Below are 23794 nucleotides of genomic sequence, written 5' to 3' on the forward strand. Positions count from 1 at the left end.
GGGCCCCCGCACTCCGAGAGGAGCACGAACCAGCATGACGGACACGACGACGAAGCCGAAGACGAAGAAGCCCCCGGCGCCGCGCGAGAGTTCGCCGGACAACGAGCCGGAAGCCTTCCCCACCTACCAGCCCACCGCTGCGGCGGTGGCACCTGTGGTGCCGATCGAGGTGACCGTCACGCAGGAGGGTGACGACGTCGCACCGGTTGCTCGGGTGTCGGGGCGGCGGGTGTTGCCGGTGGCGACGTTGGCGGCCGAGGCGACCACGACGGGCGGCGCGGGTATGTACGCGGCGACCGGTGTGGTCGGTGTGGTGGCCGCCGCCGGTGTGGTGGCGGCGGCCGGCCTGGCCGTCGGAGCCACCCGTGCCGCCCGGACCGCGCGCACCGCTCGCGGGCCCCGGGCCGGGCGGATGCCGCGTGCGGGACGGGTCGCCTCGCGAATGGGGATGCCCGGTGCCGCTGCGGGCTGCTCGCCCCACTCCGCGACCGGCGGGCGCCCCAGCGGCTCTAAGTCCGCTGGTGGCGGTCGGCGCGCGAGCGGCGCGGGCACGGGTGCGTCCGGTGGTGGACGCGGGCAGTCCCGAGCCGGGCGCGGCGGCGGCGCGTCTGCCGGTGGCCGAGCCGCCAAGAGTGCCGGGCGGGGCGGCGGCGGGCCGAGTGGGACAGGGTTCCGTGCGGGTCTGGGTGCGGCGAACGCCGCGCATCGCCTGGGCGGTTCCGGCCGGCCCGGCGGTCGCGGGAAGACGAACGCGGGCGGTGACCGGTCGAAGGGCCATGGCGGTTTTGGCCTGTTCGCGGGTCGCGGCGCCTCGGGCGGTGCCGGTGCGGGTGCGCGCGGCGCGGGTCGTTTGGCGGCCGGGCGCGCGGCGGCGGGCCGTGCCGCGACGCGTGGTGGTGCGGCCGGGCGGCGCGGGCGGCGCGCTTTGTCGCAGGCCCGTGGTGCTGCCGGTCGGGTGATGTCCTCCCGCGCGGCGCAGGCGGCCCGTGCTCGCGCGGGTCGGGTGGCTGCGTCCGCGAAGCGTGCCGCGCCGCACTGGGCGCGCACGCTGGGCGCGGGGATGGCGGCGGTGGGCGCGGGTGCGCTCGCGGCGGTCCCGGGCCTGGCCGTCGCCGCCGGTGGTGCCCTGCTGGGTGGCTTGGGCCGTGTGTTCCGGGTCGGCCCGGGGGCGCGGTTGGGGTTGGCGGGGTTGATGTGGGGTCCGCGTGCGGGGACGTGGGTGTGGCGGCGGCTGATCAAGCGCGCCCGCCTCCTGCGGGACACCGCCCGCGGTGAGGGCGTGAGCACGGATTTCACGGAGCCGACGGATGTCGGTTTCACCAGTGCGGCGCCGGTGTTGGCCGGCGGCCGGGGACCTTCGTGGGGTGAGGTTGTGACGAGGAGTGTGTTCGCGGCGCGGGCGGAGCAGGTGCGTGACACCTACTCGCGGTACTCGCCGCCGACGATGTTGAGTGTGGCCGCCGAGTACCGGGGTCTGCCGCAGGGTCTGCGGTCGGCGGCGGCGGCGTTGAGCGAGTTGGCGTGTGCCACGGCCGACCGGTTCCCGGCGCATCCGCAGGTCGGGGCGGCGGTCTCGCAGACCTACGTGCACACGTTGCTCGCGGCGCAGGCCGCCGACGAGGTGGAGGACGTCTTTCGGAATCTGCACCAGGAGGATCTGGCGCGGCACGAGACGCCGCGCAACGGCGAGTACCTGTGGAACATCGGGGAGCGTCGCGGCGATGGGGCGCTGGCCTTTCGGCAGTCGCATTTCGCGGCGTCGTGCGAGGACATCCGCACGGTGTATTCGCGGTGGGCGCCGCAGAACATGATGCAGGTGCTCGCCGAGTACGCGGGCCTGCCGGTGGGGCTGGAGAGTCTGGCCCACGCGATCGCCCACCTGGCCAAGCAGTCGGGTGAGGTGTACCCGGTCCATCAGGGCGTGGTCGAAGCGGTCGCCGTCATCGGCACCTTCCTCGCGCGTGCCGTCAGCTCCGCACAGGAGATCCTGCCGACCGCGCGGCGCCTGCACGCGGTGGACGTCTCCCACCACGAGGCGCCCCGCCGCAACGAGGCCATGTGGGACGTGTGATCCCACCCGCTTGAGGCGTCCACGGCCCGCCACCGCGCTACCGCGGTGGCGGGCCGTTGTCGAACCCATCTCGCACCACACGATCCGAGAGGACTGTCCGCGATGAGCGGGAACGCGAGCACGAACGAAGCGAACACGTGGGACTGGTCGTGGAAGACCACCCCCAAGATGGGCGCGGCGCTGGTGGCGGGCGGCGCCTACAGCGTCGCCGCCATGGGGGCGGCGACCGGCCTTCCCCCGGTCCACGCCGGGGCCGTTGCTGCGGTCGGTGCCCTCGCCCAGGCGACGGTGGACCTGCGGCGTGACCGGCCCGCCGGTCACATCCTCGCCCGAGCCTGCGCGTGGTTGGCGGCGGGCGGCTGGACCGCCACGACCATCGCCCACGGCACCCCGTTCGCCTGGACGCCGTTCGGGGTGTGGGCGGCGGGCGCCACCGCAGGACTCGTCCTCGCCCCGGGCCTGGCCCGGGGTGAACAGGCCACGCGTGCCGGGCGGGCCTCCGCGCTCCTCCAGCGCTGGGCCGACGGGCAGGCCGCCGAGTGGCACCAGCGCCTGACGGCGCTGTTCCGGCTCGAAGGCCACAACGTGAGCGGCGTCAAGCCGTGGCCCGAGGACGTCGGCTACACCGTCAGGGTCGAACTTCCCCCGGGTGTGGAGTCGTTGCCCGCGAACGCGGCGCGGGTGATCGCGGGCGCGCTGCGGCTTCCGCGCGGCGGCGGGGTGGAAGTCGTGGACGGCGAGGAGCACGGCACGGTGCTCATCCGGGTCACCCTCGTGGACGTCCTCGCCACCACGATCGCCTTCCCCGAGGGCGACTTGCCGGTGACGACGATCAACAACCCGATCGAGATCGGCCGTCACCCCGACGGCACGCCGGTGCTGCTGCCGATGGTGGACACCTGCACGGTGATGATCGGCCAGACCGACAGCGGCAAGACCAACGCCGCGAACGTCGTCAACGGCAAGGTGTTGCAGGCCAACGACGTGTTGGTGTGGCACATCGACACCACCGGCGCGGGCCTGTCCCTGCCGTGGCTGCGCGCCTGGGCCCTGGACGGCACCGCGAAATGCCCGGTCCTGGACTGGGTGGCGCCCACGGAGGAGGAGGCGCACATCATGCTCGACGTCGCGATCGAGGGGATGGCGGCGCGCAAGACCGGCTACCAGGACCTGATGCTGTCGGTGGACGACGACAAGATCCCCGTCTCCCCGGACGTCCCCGAGATCCTCATCGTCGCCGACGAGATCGCCGAACTCCCCCAGTCGATCCTGGACAAGCTCAACACCGTCATCAACGTCGGCAGGGCGACACGGTTCCGGGAGATGAGCATCGGGCTGCGGGCGACCGCCGACGTGAGCACCCCCGCGATGAAGAAGCAGTCCCAGAACCGCATCGGCATGCGCGTATCCGACCCGGAGGAACTGGGTCACCTGTTCCCGTACGGGCAGGGCCGGTTGGACCCGCGCGCCGCCCGCCACCAGGGCAGCGGCCACGTCTCCTACCCGAACGCCGAGGGCATCACGGTACCCGCCCGCCCGTTCAAGGCCGAACGGCTCAAGCCCTCGCGCATCGGGGCACTGTCGATCCTGTTCGCCGACCGCAGGCCCACCCTGGACGCCCTCACCGTCGACACCGCCTCCGGTCGGTACTACGCCTCGCGCTGGGCGCGCACCCTCCCGGTGCTGTTCAAGGGCAAGGCGCTGGCTCCGACCACGCGGCCGTGGACGGAGGTGCCGCTGATGCGCCCGCCGATCTCCGAACGCGGCATCCCGATGACCGGCGCCGACCCCGCCAAGCCCACCGCGGGGCCAGCCAGCACCACACCCGCGACCACACCCGGCGGGCCGATCGACGGCGCCGGGATGAGCGAACTCCTCGAACAGGCCCGGCAGAGTCTGCGTAACCCCGACCGCGCCACGGAACACCCGGGCGAGGACGACGCGTTCGCGGCGGTACTCGCACAGACCGGCCCCACCCAGTGGGGCAAGCCCGCCACAGCGGGCAAGGCAGTGCCGGAGTTGCTCACGCGCGCCCACCACACCCTTGAGGAGGCGGGCGGGCGGTTGTACACCGCCGATCTCGCGGACGCGTTGGGCACGGACGCGCAGAGCCTGGGCAACGAACTCAACACGCTCATGCGGGCCGTGGGCGTCTCCCGGCCCGGCGTCGGATCCATCCGCGTCGACGGCGGCCCGCCCCGTTCCGGCTACCTCGCCGAGACCCTCGCCCAAGCGATCGGCAACTACCGCCCGTAGCGATTCGGCCCTGTGTGGGCCCACACACAGGGGCCCACACAGGGCCCACACGGCGCGTGTGGGCCCACACAAGCCGTGTGGGCCTGTGACCTGTGCGTGTGGGCCGTGTGGGCCCACACAGACCACCCCACACAACCCCCTCTTAAGAGGGGGTTGGACCACCGAAGCCCTTCACGGCGCCACAAGCGGCGGCCCGTGTGGGCCCACACGAGCCGACACATTCCGTCACCACGGACGCGGTCACCACGACGGCCTATCGACCGCCACGCGACCACGCCACCCCACCCGGAGCGCCATCACCGGCGCCTCGTCACCGAAGGAGGAAACCCCATGACGATCACCGATGTTCTCCTGCTCCTCGCCGTCGCGGCCGGCTACGCGCTGGTGTGCCGCGTCGCCCCGTGGGGGCACTGCCGCCGATGCGCGGGCACCGGCGCCGACCTCCACCACCACCCGCCCAACACCCCGCCGTGCGGGGCGCGCCGCTGCCGCCGGTGCCGGGGAACAGGCCTGCGCCCGCGCCTGGGAGCCCGCCTTCTCGGCACCGCCCGCCGCCCGCACGACCGATGACCCGGTCCACCGCCGTGCCCGCACGGTCCGGCCGCTCACCCAGCCGAGGGTGAGCGGCCGGGCCGTGGGCGCACGACCCGCCCACCAGGAACCGCCCTCGGGAGGCACCGACATGCCCACCACGACCAACACCCGCACCCGCACCGTCCGCAGGGTCGCCACCGTCATCGGCACGGCCGCCATCCTCGTGCTCACCCCCACCGCCGCATTCGCGGCCACCACCGAAGCCCCCGCGAAGGCGGGGGCGGGCGGCACCGCCATCAGCATCGGTAGCGGCGTCATCCTCGCGCTCATCGTCGGCGCTTGGGCCCACCACCGCCGCACCGTCGGAATCGCCCTGGTGGCGTTCGTCGCCGGGGTGATGCTCGCCGGATCCGCCATCGCGCTCACCGCCGCACAGGCCGGAGACCAGGTCGTCACCGCCGGAGTTCAGGCCGTCAGCGGCATCTTTGCCTGACCGTCCGCCCGTCGTGGCCCCGAGAACGAAACCCGCCAGCACGCGGGAGTTCGGCTCGGGACCGCGACGGCCGAACGGCCGATCCGCACACCTGTTGGGAGACCTGCCGTGAGCAACGCGACCCCCATCACCGTTGTCGGGAACATCACCCGTGACCCCGAGATCCGGTTCACCCAGACCGGCGTGCCGGTGGCCCGCCTGTCCATCGCCGCCACCCCGCGCAAGTTCGACAAGGCCACCAACAGGTGGATCGACGGCGAGACCACGTTCTGGGCGTGCACCGCGTGGCGCTCCCTGGCCGAGCACGCTGCCGAGTCCCTGCGCAAGGGCGACCGCGTCATCGCGTCCGGCACCGTCACCACCCAGCGCTGGACCGACAAGGACACCAAGGAAGCCCGCGAACGCATGGTCCTCGACCTGGACGACGTGGGCCCCTCGCTCCTGTGGGCCGACGCCACCGTCACCCGCACCACCACGCGCCGCGCCGCCCCGGCGGCCGGTGACACCTGGGGCGACTTCGACGCCTCGGGCGCCGCGGGCCCACAGACCCCGACCGACGACAACCCGCCGTTCTGACACGGCCCGCTCCTCGGGCCCGGGGGTGCATCCGCGACCCGGGCCCGAGGACGGACTGTCGATCCGAGCGCCCGAACCCACCACGACGGAGGAAGACGTGTACGACGAAGACTTCGAGGACGACTGCGGCGCCGCGACGACCGAGGAGGCGTGCGGCGGTTGCGCCGTCTGCCGTGACGTCGTTGCGGACGGCATCGAAGGCGACGTGGAGACCGGAGCGCTGACCGAGGCCGAGGCCCGGACCGCGCACCTGCTCAACGGGACGTGGGACGTCTGGGAGGACTGACCCGGCCGCTCCCCATGACCCCGGACCGCGCGTCCGGGGTGGTGGAGGACGGCCGAAGGCCGCCCCGACCACGCACCACCACACCCGCTCGGGAGGAACCCGTGACCGAGATCCCCGACTTCCGCGACCTGGTCCAGGACGTCACCCCGCACATGGGCAGGGACGAGACCCTGCCCATGCTGTGCGGGATCAAGGTGGAGGCCGACGACCGCCACCTGTACCTGGTCGCCACCGACCGCTACACCCTCGCCGTCACCCGCCGCGCCGCGCCCGGCATCGGCACCTGGACCACGTTCCTCGACACCGACGACGTCAAGGCCATCACCGCGCTGGGGCGCATCGCCCGCCTGCGCCGCATCGACCTCGAACACGACGGGCACCACCTGACCGCACGCGTCGGCACCCACGCCCTGACGCTGGACACCAAGGACGTCGAAGGCGTCCCCTCGTGGCGCCCGCTCGTGCGCAAGGCACTCGCGGCCAAGCCGCAGGACGCGCCGCAGATCGTCCTCAACGCGCGGATGCTCGCCCGCTGGGGCCACCACCTGCGCTGGGGCGAGGAACCGCTCCTGATGTGGGCCACCGGCCCGCGCACGCCCCTCGTCATCGTCCGAGGCGAGGACTTCGTGGGCCTGCACATGCCCGTCCGCGTGTCCCTGCCCGACGAGGACGAACGGCCCCGCCGGGACGCGGCCCGAACCGCCTGGACCCAGGCACTGACCGCCGAACGACCGGCGCTCGCGGCCTGACCACCGGCGCCGCTTCACCCACCGAATGCCCCGGGGCGACCGCCCGACTTTGGCGGAAAGACGGTCGCCCCGGACCCCAACCCGCTCATGACAGAACCCGGAAGGGACCACCAGCATGACAAACCACCGGCGCGAGCGGACCATCCGCATCGTGTCCTTCGGCTACGGACACGACCCGGCGCCCGAGGCGGAGATCACGCTCGACCTGCGTCGCCGCTTCCGCAACCCGCACCACGACCCGACGATGAAGCAGCGGACCGGCCTTGACGAGGACGTGTACGCACACGTCCTGAACACCCCCGGCGTGCGCGACCTGGCCGCCGTGACCGCGCTCGCGGCGCACGACCTGTCCCACGCCGTGCCCGACCCGATCACCATTGCCTGCGGGTGCGTGGGCGGCCGGCACCGCAGCGTCGGCATCGCCCGCCACATCGCGGAGATTCTTGCCGACGGCTGCGCGCGGATCGAGGTCGAACACCGCGACGTCCACCGCCCCCTCCTGGACTCCACCACCCACGACCGCGGCGACGCGCGGCCCGGGTGCCGCGACTGCAAGGGGACCGGGTGGGTCGAGTACCGGGCCCGGGACGGCGAGTTCGTGAGCCTCCGGTGCCGAGCCTGCGACCCGGCGTCCCGCACGCTCGCCCCGGCGGAGAACGCGGGCGGTGAGTGGTCGTGACGCTGACCATGACGGACCTGTTCTGCGGCGCGGGCGGAAGCTCGACCGGCGCCGTCCAGGTGCCCGGGGTGTCGGTGCGGATGGCCGCGAACCACTGGACTCTGGCCGTGGAGACGCACAACACCAACCACCCCACCACCGACCACGATTGCGCGGACATCTCGCAGGTGGACCCGCGCCGCTACCCCGCCACCGACATCCTGTGGGCGTCGCCTTCGTGCACGAACCACTCCATCGCCAAGGGCAGCCGGCGCAGGCCCGCGCAGGGTTCGCTGTTCGGGGACGAGGCGCCGTTGCCGGACGAGGCGGCGATGCGGTCGCGGGCGACGATGTGGGACGTGGTCCGCTTCGCCGAGTACCACCGCTATCGCGCGATCGTGGTGGAGAACGTGGTGGACGTGCGGGACTGGGAGCTGTTCGGCGCGTGGCGCCTCGCGCTCCAGGCACTTGGGTATTGCCTGCATCAGGTGTTCATGAACTCGATGTTCGCCGCCGCGTTGGGGCCGGCCGCGCCACAGTCCCGGGACCGCTGGTACGCCGTTGCCCACCGGGCGCCGTCGCCGTGCCCGGATCTGGACCGTTGGACGCGTCCGGCAGCACACTGCCCGTCGTGTGACCGGTCGGTGCGGGCGGTGCAGGCATGGAAGCGCCACGAGCGACCCGGCGGCCGGTACCGCGCACAGTACGTGTGGCGGTGCCCGACGGCCCGCTGCCACGTCGAGGTTCACCCGGCGGTGCGGCCGGCCGCCGACGCGATCGACTGGACCGTGCCCGGTGAGCGCATCGGCGACCGCCCGCGTCCGCTCGCCGACAAGACGCTCGCCCGGATCCGGGCGGGGCTGGCCAGGTACGCCCGGCCGCTCACGACGCAGACCGTGGGCACCACGTACGAGCCGTTCGTCGCCGAACTCCGGGGCGGCGGAAGCGACCACCGGCCGGTGAGCTCACCGCTCGCCACGGTGTGCGCGTCCGGGAACCACCACGGATTGGTCACCGCGGCCGAGCACGCCATCGTCATGCGCAACAACACCCCGCGCGGCGACGCCGGGCAGATGTGCACCCCGGCGACCGAGCCCCTGCGCACGCTCACCACCGCCGGACACCAGTCACTGGTCACATGGCCGCCGCTGCTGGTGCCCTCGGGTGGGACGTGGAACGAGTCCGCGCAGCCGGTGGACGAGCCGATGCGCACCCGCACCACCCGAGAGACCGACGCCCTTCTGGTGCCGTACTACGGCAACGGCAACGCCCGCCCGGTAGCCGAACCCGCGTCCACCGTCACCACCCACGAACGCCACGCCCTGATCGTCGGGGACGTCGACATCCAGGACTGCCTGTTCCGCATGCTCGCCGTCCCCGAGATCCAGGCCGCCATGGCCTTCCCCGACGAGTACATCCTCCTCGGCACCAAACGCGAACGCGTCCGCATGGCCGGCAACGCCGTCACCCCGCCCGCCGCGCGCGACCTCATCGCCGCCGTCGCCCACGCCCTGACCGGCGAGGAGAAGGCGGCGTGAGCCCCGAACGGCCGTTGCGGGTGCTGGTGACCGGGTCCCGATCGTGGGACGACCCGGCGCCCGTGCGCACCGCACTCAGCGCCCTCCTCGAACAAGCCCGCGCCGGGCTGGTCGTGGTGCACGGCGCGTGCCCGCGCGGTGCCGACGCGCACGCCGCCGCCTGGGCTCGCGACCACCACGAACGGGGCATCACCGAGGAAGCCCACCCGGCCGATTGGCGTGCGCTGGGGCGCCGGGCCGGGATCGTTCGCAATCTCGCGATGGTCGCGCTGGGCGCCGATCGCTGTCTCGCGTTCGTCCGCGAAGCCTCACCCGGGGCCACCCACTGCGCGAGCGCCGCCGAACAGGCCGGCATCCCCACCACTCGACACATCCTCGAATCCTCGTCCTCGCCCACCCGGAGGGACACCACGATGACCCGACCCAACCCCCTCAAGACCGCCGCCCTCGCGGCGGCCGAACGCGGATGGCACGTCTTCCCGCTGGTCCCCGGGATCAAGCGACCGGCGGTCAAGGACTGGGAAACGCGCGCCACCACCGACCCCGGCCGCATCACCCGCTGCTGGGACCACGCCCCCTACAACATCGGCCTGGCCACCGGCCCCTCCGGACTGGTCGTCATCGACCTCGACATGCCCAAGCACGCCCACGACGACCCGCCACCGGCGTGGAACGAACGCGGCGCCGCCCACGGCGCGGACGTGCTCACCCTCCTCGCCGCCGATGCCGAACAGCCATACCCCGGTGACACGTTCACCGTGGCCACACCCACCGGCGGACAACACCTCTACCACCGCGCACCCAACGGACTCGCACTGCGCAACACCGCGGGCAGGCTCGGATGGAGGATCGACACCCGCGCCCACGGCGGCTACGTCGTCGCCCCCGGAAGCGTCGTGGACGAGCAGCCCTACCGCATCGTCACCGACCGCGAACCCGCCGAACTGCCCACCTGGCTACTTGAGATGCTCCGCCCCAAGCGCGCCCCGCGCCGGATCCCGCCGACCCCGAACACGCCGGTCGGCGCGAGCGCCTACGCGAGCGCGGCCCTGCGCAACGAGGTGGCCCTGGTGGCGGGCACGCAAGAGGGCACTCGCAACGCCGCCTTGGTGCGCGCGGCCCGAGCCCTGGGGCGCTTCGTGGCAACCGGTGACCTCGACCGCCACACCGTGGAGAACGACCTCACGGCCGCGGCGTCGTGCGCCGGGCTCACCGAGAACGAGAGCCGACCCGCGATCACCAGCGCACTGAACTGGTCGATCGCCCACAACAGCGGGAAGGCAGCATGACCAACCCCTTCAACACCGGCCCCACGGCCGGTGACGCGCCCGAGGACGGCGCGCTTCTCCTGGACGAAGTCGAGGCGTTCCACCGCCGGTTCAACGTGTTCCCCTCCGAAGCGGCCTACGCGGCCGTGACGTTGTGGGACGCGCACGCACACCTGCTGGACTGCTTCGACTCCACCCCGCGCATGGCGTTCCTGTCGCCCGAACCCGGCAGCGGCAAGAGCCGGGCCCTGGAGATCGTGGAGACCCTGGTCCCCAATCCGATGGTCGCGGTCAACGCGTCCGCGCCCGCGCTCTTTCGCGCCGTCTCCGCCGGGGAGAGCCCGCCCACCATCCTGTTCGACGAGATCGACACCATCTTCGGCGCCAAAGCCGGGGACAACGAGGAACTTCGGGGCTGGATCAACGCCGGACACCGACGCTCCGGCGTCACCTACCGATGCGTCGGAGACGGATCCAACCAGACCGTGGTGGCGTTCCCCTCGTACTGCGGAGTCGCCGTTGCCGGACTCGGCTCCCTCCCGGACACGATCCTCACCCGCTCGATCATCATCCGCATGCGCCGCCGCGCACCGAACGAACACGTCGAACCCTTCCGCGCCCGCCTGCACACCCCCGAGGGCAACGCCCTACGGGACCGCCTCGCCAAGTGGGCGAACACCGCCCGCGAACACATCGCCGGCGCCTGGCCCGAACTGCCCAAGGGCGTGACCGACCGACCGGCGGACGTGTGGGAACCCCTGCTCGCCATCGCCGACGCCGTCGGCGGCCACTGGCCCCTCCGGGCCCGCGACGCCTGCGCCGAACTGGTCGAGGCGTCCAAGGCCACCGACAAGGGCTCCCTCGGGATCCGACTGCTCACCGACCTGCGCGACCTGGTCTTCAACGGCGCCGACCGCGTCCCCACCACCGCGATCATCGCCGAACTCGTCGCCAAGGACGACGCCCCCTGGGGCGACGTCAACGGCCGCCCCCTCGAATCCCGTTCGCTCGCCAAATGGCTGCGCGAGTACGTTACCGCCGATAACACGCCCATCGTTGCGCGCAACATCCGAACCGCCTCCGGAACGGTCGTCAAGGGCTACTACGCCACCGACCTTCACGACGCGTGGACGCGCTACTGCCCCCCACCCCCCACGAAGTCCGCTACATCCGCTACATGATCTTCAAAACCCCATCTGACCTGCGCAAACGATGTAGCGGATAACCCCAAATCATCCGCTACACATCCGCTACACATCCGCTACACGCCACGGCCAACCGGGCGGGTGTAGCGGATGTTGCCGCTACATCGCGCACATCCGCTACAGAGAACAGGGCCCTGACCTGCGCTGTAGCGGATGTAGCGGATGTAGCGGACCTGGAGGGGAGGGGGCGCGTGCGCCATGTCGCCCCCGAGCCTCCGGACACAGCAACGGCATTGATCACTCCGACCGTCGCCCGACCATGGAGTCGCCATGTCTACTCTCACTTCGCTCGGACCCGAGCCCGTGCACTACCGCGTGCTTGAAGTCGTGCCCATCCTTCGATTGAGCCGGACGGTCATCTACGACCTGATCCGAACCGGCCGACTGCGCACCGTCAAGGAAGGCCGCGCCCGGCTGGTTCCGGCGACCGCCATCGCCGAATACGCCGCGCTCCTCGAGCGCGAGGCGGGAAGCGCCAAGTGACCAAGCGCCGCAGCAGGGGAGACGGTGGTCTCCACTGGGACGAGAAGCGTCAACGCTGGATTGCCACCGCGAGTCTCGGCTACGACCCGAGCGGGAAGCGCCTCGTGAAGCGAGGGAGCGGCAAGACGAAGACCGAAGCCAAGAACAAGCTCAAGGAAGTCCTTCGCGACTTCGAAGACGGGGTGGCCATCGCCCCTTCGAACTACACGGTCAAGGACGCCGTGGACGATTGGCTCCTGTTCGGTTTGGCCGGACGGGATAAGGCCACGTTGGACTTCTGGTCGTCCCTCGGGCGCGTACACGTCGTCCCGTCGCTTGGTGCCCAGAAGCTTCGCGACCTGCGCGCGGAGCACGTGGACAAGTGGCTTGCGGAGAAGGCGAAGACGCTCAGTACGCGTTCCCTGCGCGGCATCCACGAGTGCCTCAACCGCTCGGTCAAGCGGGCGATGGCCCGCGACAAGGTCAAGCGCAACGTGATTGAGCTGTGCTCGGTCCCCGCAGGTCGGGCGGGGCGCCCGTCCAAGGCGTTGACGCTCGCCCAGGCCGAAGGGGTGCTGCGCGCTGCGGCGGACACCACGATGCACGCGTACGTCGTGGTGGCGCTGCTCACCGGAGCGCGTACGGAGGAACTGCGGCCCTTGACGTGGGATCACGTGTTCCTGCGAGGGGACCCGGACGCGAGCCCGCCCGTCCCGCCGTACATCGCGGTGTGGCGGTCGGTCCGTGCCGGAGGAGAGACGAAGACCAGGAAGTCACGGCGGACCATCGCGCTTCCGCAGCGGTGCGTGGACGTTCTCTGGCAGCACTGGGAAGACCAGGGCTGGGATCGACTGGCCGCGGGTGACAAGTGGGAGGAGAACGGTCTCGTGTTCGCGTCCGCCGTGGGCAAGGAGCTCGACTCCAGCAACGTGCGGCGGGCCTTCCGGCAGTCCCTCAAGGACGTGGACGGCGTGGATGCCGCCGAGTGGACGCCACGCGAGATGCGGCACAGCTTCGTGTCGTTGCTCTCCGACAACGGAGTCCCGATCGAGGAGATCTCTCGGTTGGTTGGGCATTCCGGAACCGCGATTACCGAGAAGGTCTACCGGAAGCAGATTCGCCCCGTGATTCAGACCGGTGCAGTGGCCATGGACGGCATCTTTAAGATCACTCAGGAGCCGTAGTCACGCAGTTAGTCACGCAGAACGAGTCAGGGTCGGTATCTCTCGCGAGATACCGACCCTGAGCTGCATGAACACCGTCGGGACGACAGGATTTGAACCTGCGACCCCTTGACCCCCAGTCAAGTGCGCTACCAAGCTGCGCCACGTCCCGGTGTTCGGCTGGCCGAACACGGAAACCATATCGCACTTTGGGGGGTGGTCCGCCACGTGGTTGTTCGGTGGTGTCGGGCGTGGGGAGGGGGGTGGGCACGGGAAGATCTTGGGGTGGCTTACCCGGTGAATGTCGATGTCGTGCCGCTCGAGACCTATCCCGATCTGGATGAACTCCAGCGGCTCGGGGTCGGGGCGTTGCTGAGTGATGGGCTCGAGTCCGTGGAGGGGTTCGAGGAGGCGGACGGGGTCGGGGTGGACCTGGTGGACTATCGGGTCACGCCTCGGTCGGATGGGGCCGCGGTGTTGTTGTCGGTGGACGCGCCGACGTTGGAGGCGGCCGAGCGCACCGCTCGGCAGATCGTGTTGGCGGTGTTGGAGGCCAGTGTGCTGCTCGCGGATTGGCGGGTGGTGCGCAGTGAGGTGCAGTTGCACGAGGAGTTGGTGTACGAGAGCTTGATGGCCGCCGACGGGCCGGACGCGCCGGCGGGGGATCCGGCGTTGCGGGCGCGCCGGCCGATGCCGGAGGAGCGGCTGCGGATCGAGCGGCAGGCGGCGGGGGTACGGGCCTTCGGGTTGGACGCCTTCGGGTGTGAGCCGGACACCGCGCAGCCGGATGTGCCGGAGGAGAAGGCCCGGCTTGCGGCGGGGGCGGTGGCGAGCTCGGTCGGGGTGCTGGTGGATCTGCTGTTCACGGATCTGGTGAATCTTCGTGAGGCGGACGGGGCCTCGTTTTTCGTGCTGGACGCGTTGCCACTGTTGGAGGAGGGGTTCGTCCGGCGGTTCGTGGTGGCCGCCGTGACCGTCACCGGGCGTCTCGGTGGGACCGACTGGGCGCCGCCGGCGTGCTTCGCGGAGGAGATGGCGTTGCGGTTGTTGGTGGATCAGGCGGCGTCGCTGTTGGAGCGGCACGGGTTGTACGACGACGACGTCGAGGCGGCGTTCGTGACGTTCAGTGACGCGGCGTCGGACGATCCGGAGTCGGTCGAGCTGCGGTTGTCGGATCCCGGGCCGGAGGAGTGGTTCGAGCCGATCGTGCCGGGGCGGCCCGTGCACGGGTACTTGAGAGCGAATCGACATGAGTGGTGACGTGGGACCGGGCAGGCCCGGGGGCGCTGCGGGCGACGACTTCGCCGCCGGGGGCGGCCCTGGGGACGCCCCCGGCAACGACTTCGTCGGCGGGGGCGGCGGGCTCGCGGACGCCCCGGGCGCCCCGGGCGACGGCCTCGCCGGCCGAGGCGGCGCAGGCGGCGGAGGCGGCCGAGGCGGCCGAGGTGGCGAGTCCGCGGTGTGGACGCGCGTGTACGGGGTCGAGGACACGCCGCTCGACCTGATGACCGCGCGATTTCGGCGGCACCGATACGCGCCGCACGCGCACGAGGAGTACGCGATCGGGGTGTGCGTCGAGGGGGTCGAGCAGATCAACTATCGCGGCGCGGTGCACCGGTCCGGACCCGGGACGATCGTGGTCGCCGAACCGCATGAGACGCACACCGGCGGCCCGGGCATCCCGGAGGGGTACGCCTACCGGGTCTTCTACCCCTCGGCCGCGCTGGTCGGCGAGGACCTGCCCGGCCCCGCCCCGCACTTCCCGTCGCTGCTCGTGGCCGACCCGGCGCTCGCCGCCGAACTGGTCGCCGTACACACGCACCTGACCGCCGGCGGCGACGCGTTCGAGGGCGAGACCCGGGTCGTGGAGGTGCTGCGCGCGCTCGTCGGGCGGCACGCGGTACATTCCCGGGCCGATCGGTGTGGCTCGCCGGACGCCGCCCGGGTGGCCCGCGCGGTCCGCGAGCGGCTCGCCGACGAACTCGTCCGGCCCCCTTCGCTGAGCGAGCTGTCGGCCGGGATCGGACTGTCCCGCTACCAGACCCTGCGCGCGTTCCGCGACGTGGTCGGGCTGCCCCCGTACGCCTGGCTCGCCCAGCACCGGGTCGCCCGCGCCCAGGCGCTGCTCGCCCAGGGGATGACGCCCGCCCGGGCGGCGCTCGCGGTCGGGTTCGCCGATCAGGCACACCTGGGGCGATGGTTTCGGCGGGTACTGGGTGTCACCCCGGCCGGCTACCGCAGCAGCGTGCTGCGCAACAACGTTCTAGACCGATCGGCCCCGCGTGGTTGATCATCCTCTTCGATCCAGAGATTGAGGGGACACGGCCGTGAGTCGTCGTGGAGCGTTGTTGTTCGCGTGCATGTGCGTGATCTGGGGGATCCCGTACCTGCTGATCAAGGTCGCGGTGGACGAGGTCTCGCCGGGCGTGCTGGTGTTCGTGCGTACCGGGCTCGGGGCCCTGCTGCTGTTGCCGTTCGCGTTGCGCGGCACGGGGCTGCGCGGGCTCACCCCGTACAAGTGGCCGCTCCTCGTCTTCGCGGTGACCGAGTTCGTCGGGCCCTGGTGGCTGCTCTCGGACGCCGAGCGGCGGCTGTCCAGTTCGACGACCGGGCTGCTGATCGCGTCGGTGCCGATCTTCGGCGCGGTGCTCGTGTACCTGACCGGTGGCACCGAGCGCATGGGGGCGGTGCGCTGGATCGGGCTGGCGATCGGGTTCGGCGGGGTCGCGGTGCTGGCCGGGCCGACGCTCGGCGGCGGGGACCCGTGGGCGGCGGTCGAGGTGCTCGCGACCGCGCTGTGCTACGCCGGTGCGGCGCTGGTGGCCGAGCGCAGGCTCAAGGAGGTGCCGAGCCTGCCGATGACGGTGGTCTGCCTGGGCTTCACCGCGCTGGTGTACATACCGCTCGCCGCCGCGCAGTGGCCCGCCCACGTGCCGGGCGGCAAGGCGCTCGGGGCGATGGGGGTGCTGGCGCTCGTGTGCACCGCGATCGCGATGGTGATCTTCTTCGAGCTGGTGCGCGAGGTGGGTGCGGCGCGGGCCACGGTGATCACGTACGTCAACCCGGCGGTCGCGGTGGCGGCCGGCGTGTTGATCCTGAACGAGAAGTTCACGGTGGCGATCGGGGCGTCGTTCGTGCTGATCCTGGGCGGGGCGGTGCTGGCGACCCGCAAGAACGCGACGCCGGTCGCGGCGACGGAGGACGCCCCGGAGTTGCCGGGAGCGGTGGACGCCTCCGAGCGCTGCTAGGCGGTCCTCACGTGGGCGCCCGGTCGAGCGGGTCCCGTTCGGTCGGGTCGGCGGGTTGATGGATCGGTGCGGTGGTGGGGGGACGGGGAGTGAGGACTCGGGGCGGGGTTTCGGCAACCCGGGCGGAGGCGGCGGGAGCCGGGCGGCGGGGGCGGGGGCGGGACCAGCGCTGTATGAGGGGGAGTTCGTAGTAGCGGTAGACCACCAGGGACAGCGCGATGGAGGCTGCGGTCAAGGTCGTGACGATCAGGGTGCCGGGTAGCGGGGTGAAGGTTTTCTCGACGCCGAGCATGTGGCGGATCGTCAGTATGAGTGGGTAGTGGGTCATGTAGAGGGCGAAGGACGCCTCGCCCAGCGCGATCAGGTACGGATGGCGCATGACCCGGGTGCGGCCCTGGAGGTCGGCCTGGGTGAGGGCGGCGATGATCAGGGCGAGCGGGGCGGCCATGGCCATGCCGAGGGCGTACTGGGCGGGGAGGTAGGCCACCGCCACGAAGACGACCACCGCGGGGGCGGCGACCTGCGCCCGGTTCAGGTGGGGCCAGCGGCCGGTTCGGATGAGGCGGGCGGTGAGGATTCCGAGGGCGAACTCCGTGAGCCGCACCGGCGGGCAGAGGTAGACGAACCAGAGGCTGGTCGCGTTGATGGGCAGCCAGTCGTACAGGGGTGGCCCCGGGACGAGGGTGGAGATCATCGGCATCAGCAGCGTGGCCGCGGCCAGCGCCGCCCAGCAGGCGGTCAGTCGCCGGGTGGGAATCCTCGACGCGGCGGTGAGGAGCGCGGGGAAGAGGGCGTAGAAGAACGCCTCGCAGGAGATCGACCAGGCCGGGGCGTTGAAGCTGAAGAAGAAGTCCGGGTCCGGGATCCAGCTTTGCAGCAGGAACAGGCCCGCCACCGCGGCGCCGATACTGTCGCCGTCGGCCAGCACGGTGGCCGGCGTGGCGGTGATGACGGCGAAGAAGGCTACGGCCAGGGCCCAGCCGATGACGTGATTGGGGACGATCTTCCACAGGCGCCTGCGCCAGAACGCCCTCCGTGACTCTCCCGGGGTGTGCGCCCAGGTCAGGACGAATCCCGACAGCACGAAGAAGCCGCTGACCGAGCCGGTGGCGATCGGCTCCATCACCGCCAGCGGGCTGTCCGGCCCCACATCGAAGATGCCCGAGATGAGGGTCAGGTGACACAGCACCACGGTGAGCGCGAGGACGAACCGCAGGCTGGTCAGCGAGGGAAGACGTGCGGGGAGGATTGTGTCGGGGTCGGACATCGGCCGGCTCTTTTCCTTGGCCGGGGCCGCCGGCGCTCCGGGTGAGTGCTGCTCGGGCGTGCGGACGGCGCCCGGGTCTCGGTGGGAAGGGCACCAGAGGGAGATCTCACGTGTGCCGGGTGTGCCGGGTGTGCCGGGTGCGCCAACCGAAGCCCCGGGCGGCGGTTCCGGCCGGGAGAGCGCCGGTGACGTACGGCTTCCCGGCGGTGTTCACCCGGCGTCCCCCGGTCCGGCCGCTCCGGCCGCTCCGGCCGCTCCGACCGCTCCGACCGGTCCGACCGGTCCGACCGGTCCGACCGGTCCCGCCGGATCGCCGGTCGTGTGCACCGGCAGGCTGTGCAGGTGGCGCAGACCGCCCCCGTGCCAGGACAGGCCGGCCGGGTCGGCGGCCGGGGTGAGCAGGGGCAGGCGGGTGAACAGCCCGGTCAGCGCGATGCGGGTCTGCGCGCGGCCCCGGGCGGCGCCGAGGCAGTAGTGCGCGCCGTGCCCGAACGAGAGGTGGCCGCGGGGCGTCGGGCGGTCGAGTCGGACCTCGGTGGGCCGCGGCCAGCGCCGCTCGTCGAGGTTGGTGTGCAGGAAGGACGCCACCACCACGTCGCCGGCCCGGATGGGCGTCCCCTCCAGGACCAGCGGCTCACTGGCCATGCGCCAGGCGCTGTGGTGGAACGGGGTGGACAAGCGCAGCAGTTCCTCCACCACGGCGTCGACGCGTACGGCGTCGCCGGACCGCAGCGCGGCCCGCACCTCGGGGCGCTGCATCGCGATCAGGGCCGCAGTGGGGATGACGGTGGTGAGCGATTCCACCATGCCGACGAGCAGCAGTCCCACCATCGCGGCCGTCTGCGGGCCGGTCAGACGCCCGTCGCCGTGGGCGGTCAGCAGTGCCCGGGCGGCATTGTCCTGGCGTTTCCTGCGGGCGGTGGCCACGATCTGCAGGACCCGCAGTACGAAGGCCTGACCCGCGGCGCGGCCGTGCGGGGCGTCGGGGTGGCCGGCCAGACCCGCGGCCATGGTGGCGCGTACGACTGCCGTCGCCCGGTCGGGGGTGATGCCGAACATCGAGGCGACACCCGCGGCGGCCAGCGGGATCGCGAGGTCGGCGACCAGGTCGCCCTGCGGCCGACGGGCCAGGGCATCGACCAAGTCCGCGGTACAGGACTCGAGTTCCGCCTCGACCAGCCCGGCCTGGGCGGTCTGGAAGTAGGGGCTCACGATCCGGCGCATACGGCGGTGCTCGGCACCGTCGCGCGCCAGGAGTTGGGGCTCGGTGGACAGGAAGCTCTCGGGGTAGCGGGTGCGCGGCAGCCCATGCGGTGTACTCGCGGAGAGGGCATCCACCACGGTCATGTCGTTGACCAGTCGCGGATCCGTGAGCATGGCCTGCGCGGCCGCGTGCCCGGTCACCGCCCACGCCGGCAGCCCGCCGGCCAGCCGCACCGCCATCACACCGGGCCGCGCCGCGGGCGCCGCGTACCGCTCGGCGAAGCCCTGCGCGGGCACCGCCGGGCAGGACAGGGACGGCGCGCGCGACCAGGGCGCGGACAACGCTTCCGCTTCTTGCAAGGTCATGAATCTCCGAACCATCGGGAGATGGCGGCCCGACATGCCGTCACCGACGGAACGAAGCGTAATGAGCGGGATATTTATGAACGAAATTGATAAGTCACATGAATAGCCCAGGTGGTGGAGCGGACCTATGGGCTCCACCATCGAGTGGTGGCACCGCACGCATCGCACTGCGCCGCGCGCGCCGCATCGGGCCGCCCCGCACCGCATCGCGCCAGGCGCAACGCAACGCAACGCACGCCCCGCACCCGAGCCGACTCGCGAGTAACAAAGGTCCCCCTCGGGGCGGACACGACCCGCCCGGCCGTGGCATCGTGGCGGGATGACGAGCCGTGAGGGAAACGATTCGCGTCGGGGGAACGGCACGAGGAGCCGGGCGCGCCGACCCTCCGAAGCCGAACTGCGAGCCGTGATAGAGCCGTTGGCCAAGATCGAGCGTCTGCCCACGTCGTCCGGCGAGCGCGAGGCCGCGCATCGGATAGCCGGGCTGCTGCGTGAACTCGGGGCGCGCGACGCGGTGGTGGAGGAGGAGCCCGCGTACGCGTCGTACGCGCGCCCGATCGGCACCCTCACCGCCCTCGCCGCCGTCGCCGGCCTGCTCGCGAAGCGTTCCCGCGTGGCCGCGACGCTGGTCGCCGGCGCCGCCACACTCGGCATCGCCGACGACATCTCCTACCGCGGCCAGTACGCGCGCCGCGCCCTCGGCGGCCGACCGCGCAGCGCCTACAATGTGGTCGCCTCCGTCGGCGACCCGGACGCGCCGCGCACCCTCGTGGTGACCGCACACCACGACGCGGCGCCCACGGGCGCGGTGTTCGACGAGCGGGCCGCGCGATGGGTCGCCACCCGCTACCCGCAACTGCTGGACAAGGCGCGCGAGAATCCGCCGATGTGGTGGCCGGTGGTCGCGGGCCCCGCGCTGATCGCGCTCGGCGCGGCCACCGGGCTTCGTGGCGTACGCCGAGCCGGCATCGGCCTCGCCGCGGTCAGTACCGCCGCGTTCACCCAGATCGGCCGCAGCCGCGCGGTCCCCGGCGCCAACGACAACCTGTCCGGGGTCGCCGTACTGGTCGCGCTCGCCGCCACGCTGCGCGATCAACCTGTCCACGGCGTACGGGTGTTGCTCGTCTCGGCCGGTGCCGAGGAGGCGCTTCAGGAGGGCATCCGCGGATTCGCGCGTCGGCACTTCCCCGAACTCGACCGCGAGCGCACATGGTTCCTGAACGTGGACACCGTCGGCTCGGGCAACCTCGTCCTGCTGGAGGCCGAAGGCCCGTTGCGGATGGAGCCGTACGACGTCCCCTTCAACAACCTGCTCTCCGAGTGCGCCACCCGCAACGACATCGCGGTGCTGACCGGCCTGCGCTCGCGCAGTTCCACCGACGGCGTGGTGCCCAACCGCCACGGCTACCCGACGGCGACCCTGGTCTCGATCGACGATCAGAAGCTGATCCCGCACTACCACCTGCACACCGACCTGCCCGAACACGTCGACTACGACTGTGTCGCGGACGCCTGCGCACTCACCGAAGCCGCCGCACGAGCCTTGTCCGCGAACGAAGTTCCCACCCCGGCCGACCCGCCAACCCGCACCGACCCATCGGCCCGCTCCGAGTCGCCGACCCGCACCCACCCACCGGCCCGCACCGACCCATCGGCCCGCTCCGAGTCGCCGACCCGCACCCACCCACCGGCCCGCACCGACCCATCGGCCCGCTCCGAGTCGCCGACCCGCACCCACCCACCGGCTCCCACCGACCCACCCACCCCGGCCGCATAGCCCACGCGCGGCCCCCCAACCCTCGCGCCCGGCGCCGAACACGGCACCGGGCGCGAGGTGACCTTGCGTCAACTCTCGGATCGCGGGTCACACCCGACTCAGGACCGCTCGAACAACTCCTCCCACAACCGCTCCAGGCAATCCAGGAAGTCGTTGCCCGTGCTCGGGTGCACGCGCAGCACCTGCGGATCGTGATCGCTCGCCTGGTCCGCGAACGCCGCGTTCACGTGCACGATGTCGTACTCGAACCGGGTGAGCCGAGGGCTGGTCAGGATGTGGTCGAGCATCTGGCTGTTGCCGTTGAACACGTATCCCCAGCGCTCGTTCGCGGGCAGCGTGTCGACCATCGTGCGCAGCGCGCCGCCGTCGGTGAGCGTCTTGAGCGTCGGCGAGAACGCGAAGTCGTTCAGGTCGCCGAGCACCACCAGGTTCGCCCTCGGGTCGGATTTCGACAACTCGTCCACGAAACCGCGCAGCACCTTCGCCTGCGCCACCCGCTGGACCTCCGAACTGCGCGTCGGCGGCTGGAACCGGCTGTCCAGCGCCTGGTCGCCGCCCTTGGAGGCGAAGTGGTTCGCGATCACGAACACCGTCTTGCCGCGGAAGCGGAACTCCGCCGCGAGCGGCTTGCGGCTGTTCTCCCACGCCGGGTCCGCGGGGGAGACCCGACCGGGTGACTGGGTCAACTGGGTACGCCCCAGCCAGTCCTTGCGCACGCCCACCGCGCTGGTGGGGCCGCCGCCGGGACGGTCCACGAACTCGACGCGCGTAGCGTCGAACAGGAACGCGTTGCGGATGTTGCCGCCCGGCTGACCGCCGTCCTTGCCGTCGACCGGCTCGATCGAGCGCCACGAATAGGTGGGGCCACCCGCCGCCTTGATCGCCGCGACCAGCTTGTCCAGAGTCTGATCGGCCGCGACCACACCGTCGTTGGTCGGTCCGCTGTTGTCCTGGATCTCCTCCAGGGCAACCACGTCCGGCGTGGACAGGTTGGTGACGATGCCCTTCGCGAGCCGGTCGAACTTGGCCTGGGCGTCCTTGGGGGAGAGGTTCTCCACGTTGTACGTGGCGACCGCGAGTTCGGTGTTCTTCTGGTCCCGCGTGGTCTCCGGCGTCAGCGCGCCCTTGACAACCTTGCCCAGGGTGGTCGAGGCCAGCGCGTACCCGCCGAAGTTGTCGTACGTCAGCGGTCCCGTGGTCGTGCCGGTGAGCGTGTCACCGACGTTCGCCTGCGGGAACGGCTCCTGGGAGAACGGGATCAGCGAGGAGACCTTGAGCCGGCCGCCGTTCTGCGCGTCGTACCCGGCGTACAGCGTGCCGCCCTGCGCGGTCGCGTTCTGCGTCGGCTCCAGGGTGACCCACAACTCGCCGAACGAGGTGCTCGGACCGACCACACGCGATTCGCCTACGCGCGTCAACTGGCCTTCGAGCGACTCGTACAGGTCCAGCGCGTACTTCGACGGCTCCAGCGCGAGCGCCTCGATCGACGGTGTCCCGGTGGGCACGTACGCGTCCGGCAGGGTCGCCGCGTCGAGCGTGACCGGCGCGGGCAACGCCTGGCCGGACGCGTCGATCACCCAGGTCGCGCCGGTGAGTTGGGTCAGCGACTGGCCGCCGATGCCGATGCCGCCCGGGTAGAACTCCTCGACCTTGCCGGTCACCTTGACCGCGTCGCCGACCGCCACCTGCGGGGTGACCGTACCGGTGAACACGAACAGCCCCTCGGACGTGCGGGGATCATCGTCCGGTCGGATGTCCTGGAACCAGAAGCCACGCGCGCTGCCGAAGGTCCGCACACCGGTCACCACACCCGGAACACTGGTCACCCGGGCGCCGTTCTTCGGCGACACCCGGGTGGTGCCCTGGATTTCGTGGATGCGCGCGTCGGTCGGCTCGGGTTCGCCCGGACCACCGGGGTCGGTCGGACCCTGTCCACGCGCGTTGAGCGGCGTCGGCGCGCCCGCCGCGAAGTCCGCGCCGTTGTCGTCGGTGTCCGCGAGCGCGGAAGTACGGGCCACCGAGGCCGAGTTGGAGGCGCCACTCGCCGGATTACCCTCGCGGACCACCGCATCGCCGTAGCCCGCGACGTCCACGACGCGCGCGTCGGCGAGACAGTCCACCGCGGTCAGGCAGGTCAGCGCGGTGGTGCCGCGGACCAGCGCGACCGTGCCGCCGGTACCGGACATGTTGATCGAGCCCTGCGCGTCCGGCGTGGGCAGCACGAGCGTGCCGCCGGCGCCCTTGGCCTCGCCGATCAGGTACCGGCCGCCGGGTGCCACCGCACCGGTCAGCGGGGTGACCTGCCACGCCGAGGTCGGCTTGGGCGCGGCCGGGAGGTACTGCACGCTCCAACCGTCGACCGCGACCGCGGCCGAACCCTTGTTGCCCAACTCGATGAAGTCGTTGGTCAAACTGGCGCCGCTGTTGCCGCCGCCGCCGTACACCTCGGCGAGCAGCACGTCCACGGCGGGCGCCGCGACGGCGGGAGCGGGCGCGATGACGAGCGCGCCACCGGCGAGGGCGCCGGCCACGGTCGTGGCCACGACACCGATCCGTCGCCGCCGCGAACTCGGCACGGATCGTCGTCGAGACGATTGTTGACGGAATGTCACCCAGGGCCTCCGAAAAGCGAAAGGGACAGGTTCGGGACATTCTCGGGACTCCGGGTGAACGG

The 23794-nt window shown here is 71.9% G+C and carries 21 protein-coding genes and 1 tRNA gene; 17 read left to right on the forward strand and 5 right to left on the reverse strand.

Annotation, left to right across the window (positions count from 1 at the left end):
- Window positions 1-123: 123 nt before the first annotated feature.
- Window positions 124-363 carry a hypothetical protein gene (locus ACIRL2_RS02860; protein ID WP_402229731.1) on the reverse strand — a complete coding sequence of 80 codons (240 nt, stop codon included), beginning with the start codon at window positions 361-363 and terminating at the stop codon, window positions 124-126.
- Between the two features lie 640 nt (window positions 364-1003).
- Here ACIRL2_RS02860 and ACIRL2_RS02865 point away from each other — a divergent pair.
- The 13 genes from ACIRL2_RS02865 (at window position 1004) to xerC (ending at window position 13280) form a co-directional block, all read left to right on the forward strand.
- The gene (locus ACIRL2_RS02865; RefSeq protein WP_402229734.1) at window positions 1004-2071 is read left to right on the forward strand and encodes a hypothetical protein; all 1068 of its coding nucleotides are present in this window, start codon (window positions 1004-1006) and stop codon (window positions 2069-2071) included.
- Window positions 2072-2173: 102 nt separating this feature from the next.
- On the forward strand, window positions 2174-4327 hold the full coding sequence (locus ACIRL2_RS02870; RefSeq protein WP_402229736.1) for a hypothetical protein: 2154 nt from the start codon (window positions 2174-2176) through the stop codon (window positions 4325-4327).
- A gap of 330 nt (window positions 4328-4657) precedes the next feature.
- Window positions 4658-4897: a hypothetical protein gene (locus ACIRL2_RS02875; RefSeq protein ID WP_402229737.1), complete on the forward strand. Its 240-nt coding sequence runs from the start codon at window positions 4658-4660 to the stop codon at window positions 4895-4897.
- A gap of 112 nt (window positions 4898-5009) precedes the next feature.
- The gene (locus ACIRL2_RS02880; protein ID WP_402229739.1) at window positions 5010-5354 is read left to right on the forward strand and encodes a hypothetical protein; all 345 of its coding nucleotides are present in this window, start codon (window positions 5010-5012) and stop codon (window positions 5352-5354) included.
- 108 nt (window positions 5355-5462) lie between these two features.
- The gene (gene ssb, locus ACIRL2_RS02885) at window positions 5463-5930 is read left to right on the forward strand and encodes a single-stranded DNA-binding protein (protein ID WP_402229742.1); all 468 of its coding nucleotides are present in this window, start codon (window positions 5463-5465) and stop codon (window positions 5928-5930) included.
- 97 nt (window positions 5931-6027) lie between these two features.
- Window positions 6028-6216 (forward strand): hypothetical protein, encoded by a 189-nt coding sequence (locus ACIRL2_RS02890; protein ID WP_402229745.1) that lies wholly within the window; start codon window positions 6028-6030, stop codon window positions 6214-6216.
- Between the two features lie 101 nt (window positions 6217-6317).
- Complete coding sequence (locus ACIRL2_RS02895; RefSeq protein WP_402229747.1) at window positions 6318-6965, forward strand: hypothetical protein; 648 nt, start codon at window positions 6318-6320, stop codon at window positions 6963-6965.
- Window positions 6966-7080: 115 nt separating this feature from the next.
- Window positions 7081-7644, forward strand: coding sequence for a hypothetical protein (locus tag ACIRL2_RS02900; protein ID WP_402229750.1), 564 nt, complete (start codon window positions 7081-7083; stop codon window positions 7642-7644).
- The gene (locus tag ACIRL2_RS02905) at window positions 7641-9161 is read left to right on the forward strand and encodes a DNA cytosine methyltransferase (protein ID WP_402229752.1); all 1521 of its coding nucleotides are present in this window, start codon (window positions 7641-7643) and stop codon (window positions 9159-9161) included. The genes ACIRL2_RS02900 and ACIRL2_RS02905 overlap by 4 nt, the downstream gene beginning before the upstream one ends.
- Window positions 9158-10450, forward strand: a complete 1293-nt coding sequence (locus ACIRL2_RS02910) for a bifunctional DNA primase/polymerase (RefSeq protein WP_402229754.1) — start codon at window positions 9158-9160, stop codon at window positions 10448-10450. The genes ACIRL2_RS02905 and ACIRL2_RS02910 overlap by 4 nt, the downstream gene beginning before the upstream one ends.
- Window positions 10447-11610, forward strand: a complete 1164-nt coding sequence (locus ACIRL2_RS02915; RefSeq protein WP_402229756.1) for a DUF3631 domain-containing protein — start codon at window positions 10447-10449, stop codon at window positions 11608-11610. Before ACIRL2_RS02910 ends, ACIRL2_RS02915 begins: the two co-directional genes overlap by 4 nt.
- Before the next feature lie 294 nt (window positions 11611-11904).
- Window positions 11905-12117 (forward strand): helix-turn-helix domain-containing protein, encoded by a 213-nt coding sequence (locus ACIRL2_RS02920; protein WP_402229757.1) that lies wholly within the window; start codon window positions 11905-11907, stop codon window positions 12115-12117.
- Window positions 12114-13280, forward strand: a complete 1167-nt coding sequence (xerC, locus tag ACIRL2_RS02925; RefSeq protein ID WP_402229759.1) for a tyrosine recombinase XerC — start codon at window positions 12114-12116, stop codon at window positions 13278-13280. Before ACIRL2_RS02920 ends, xerC begins: the two co-directional genes overlap by 4 nt.
- A 77-nt stretch (window positions 13281-13357) precedes the next feature.
- On the opposite strand, the gene ACIRL2_RS02930 is transcribed toward xerC, so the two are convergent.
- A tRNA-Pro gene (locus ACIRL2_RS02930) sits at window positions 13358-13431 on the reverse strand.
- Window positions 13432-13556: 125 nt separating this feature from the next.
- On the opposite strand from ACIRL2_RS02930, the gene ACIRL2_RS02935 reads away from it, so the two are divergent.
- Genes ACIRL2_RS02935 through ACIRL2_RS02945 form a run of 3 tightly spaced genes read left to right on the forward strand, consistent with a single transcriptional unit; the run spans window position 13557 to window position 16507 of the window.
- Window positions 13557-14519, forward strand: coding sequence for a hypothetical protein (locus tag ACIRL2_RS02935; RefSeq protein WP_402229761.1), 963 nt, complete (start codon window positions 13557-13559; stop codon window positions 14517-14519).
- Window positions 14509-15549 (forward strand): helix-turn-helix domain-containing protein, encoded by a 1041-nt coding sequence (locus ACIRL2_RS02940; protein ID WP_402229763.1) that lies wholly within the window; start codon window positions 14509-14511, stop codon window positions 15547-15549. The genes ACIRL2_RS02935 and ACIRL2_RS02940 overlap by 11 nt, the downstream gene beginning before the upstream one ends.
- A gap of 37 nt (window positions 15550-15586) precedes the next feature.
- Window positions 15587-16507, forward strand: a complete 921-nt coding sequence (locus ACIRL2_RS02945) for a DMT family transporter (RefSeq protein ID WP_395872982.1) — start codon at window positions 15587-15589, stop codon at window positions 16505-16507.
- Between the two features lie 7 nt (window positions 16508-16514).
- Here the strand turns inward: ACIRL2_RS02945 and ACIRL2_RS02950 are convergent, their stop codons facing one another.
- On the reverse strand, window positions 16515-17774 hold the full coding sequence (locus ACIRL2_RS02950; protein ID WP_402229765.1) for an acyltransferase family protein: 1260 nt from the start codon (window positions 17772-17774) through the stop codon (window positions 16515-16517).
- A 210-nt stretch (window positions 17775-17984) separates the two neighbouring features.
- Complete coding sequence (locus ACIRL2_RS02955; protein ID WP_402229767.1) at window positions 17985-19343, reverse strand: cytochrome P450; 1359 nt, start codon at window positions 19341-19343, stop codon at window positions 17985-17987.
- 406 nt (window positions 19344-19749) lie between these two features.
- On the opposite strand from ACIRL2_RS02955, the gene ACIRL2_RS02960 reads away from it, so the two are divergent.
- Window positions 19750-21120, forward strand: coding sequence for a M28 family peptidase (locus ACIRL2_RS02960; RefSeq protein ID WP_402229769.1), 1371 nt, complete (start codon window positions 19750-19752; stop codon window positions 21118-21120).
- Between the two features lie 98 nt (window positions 21121-21218).
- Here the strand turns inward: ACIRL2_RS02960 and ACIRL2_RS02965 are convergent, their stop codons facing one another.
- Window positions 21219-23663 carry an endonuclease/exonuclease/phosphatase family protein gene (locus tag ACIRL2_RS02965; protein WP_402229772.1) on the reverse strand — a complete coding sequence of 815 codons (2445 nt, stop codon included), beginning with the start codon at window positions 23661-23663 and terminating at the stop codon, window positions 21219-21221.
- Window positions 23664-23794 lie beyond the last annotated feature (131 nt).

The organism is Embleya sp. NPDC127516 (assembly GCF_044765325.1).
Taxonomy (GTDB): Bacteria; Actinomycetota; Actinomycetes; order Streptomycetales; family Streptomycetaceae; genus Embleya.

What these genes read in the sequence shown, in the direction of transcription:
- ACIRL2_RS02870 (WP_402229736.1), top strand. Translation starts at nt 2,174, where the DNA reads ATGAGCGGGAACGCGAGCACGAACGAAGCGAACACGTGGGACTGGTCG.
- ACIRL2_RS02900 (WP_402229750.1), top strand. Translation starts at nt 7,081, where the DNA reads ATGACAAACCACCGGCGCGAGCGGACCATCCGCATCGTGTCCTTCGGC.
- ACIRL2_RS02955 (WP_402229767.1), bottom strand. Translation starts at nt 19,343, where the DNA reads ATGACCTTGCAAGAAGCGGAAGCGTTGTCCGCGCCCTGGTCGCGCGCG.
- ACIRL2_RS02950 (WP_402229765.1), bottom strand. Translation starts at nt 17,774, where the DNA reads ATGTCCGACCCCGACACAATCCTCCCCGCACGTCTTCCCTCGCTGACC.
- ACIRL2_RS02940 (WP_402229763.1), top strand. Translation starts at nt 14,509, where the DNA reads ATGAGTGGTGACGTGGGACCGGGCAGGCCCGGGGGCGCTGCGGGCGAC.
- ACIRL2_RS02875 (WP_402229737.1), top strand. Translation starts at nt 4,658, where the DNA reads ATGACGATCACCGATGTTCTCCTGCTCCTCGCCGTCGCGGCCGGCTAC.
- ACIRL2_RS02915 (WP_402229756.1), top strand. Translation starts at nt 10,447, where the DNA reads ATGACCAACCCCTTCAACACCGGCCCCACGGCCGGTGACGCGCCCGAG.
- ACIRL2_RS02880 (WP_402229739.1), top strand. Translation starts at nt 5,010, where the DNA reads ATGCCCACCACGACCAACACCCGCACCCGCACCGTCCGCAGGGTCGCC.
- ACIRL2_RS02920 (WP_402229757.1), top strand. Translation starts at nt 11,905, where the DNA reads ATGTCTACTCTCACTTCGCTCGGACCCGAGCCCGTGCACTACCGCGTG.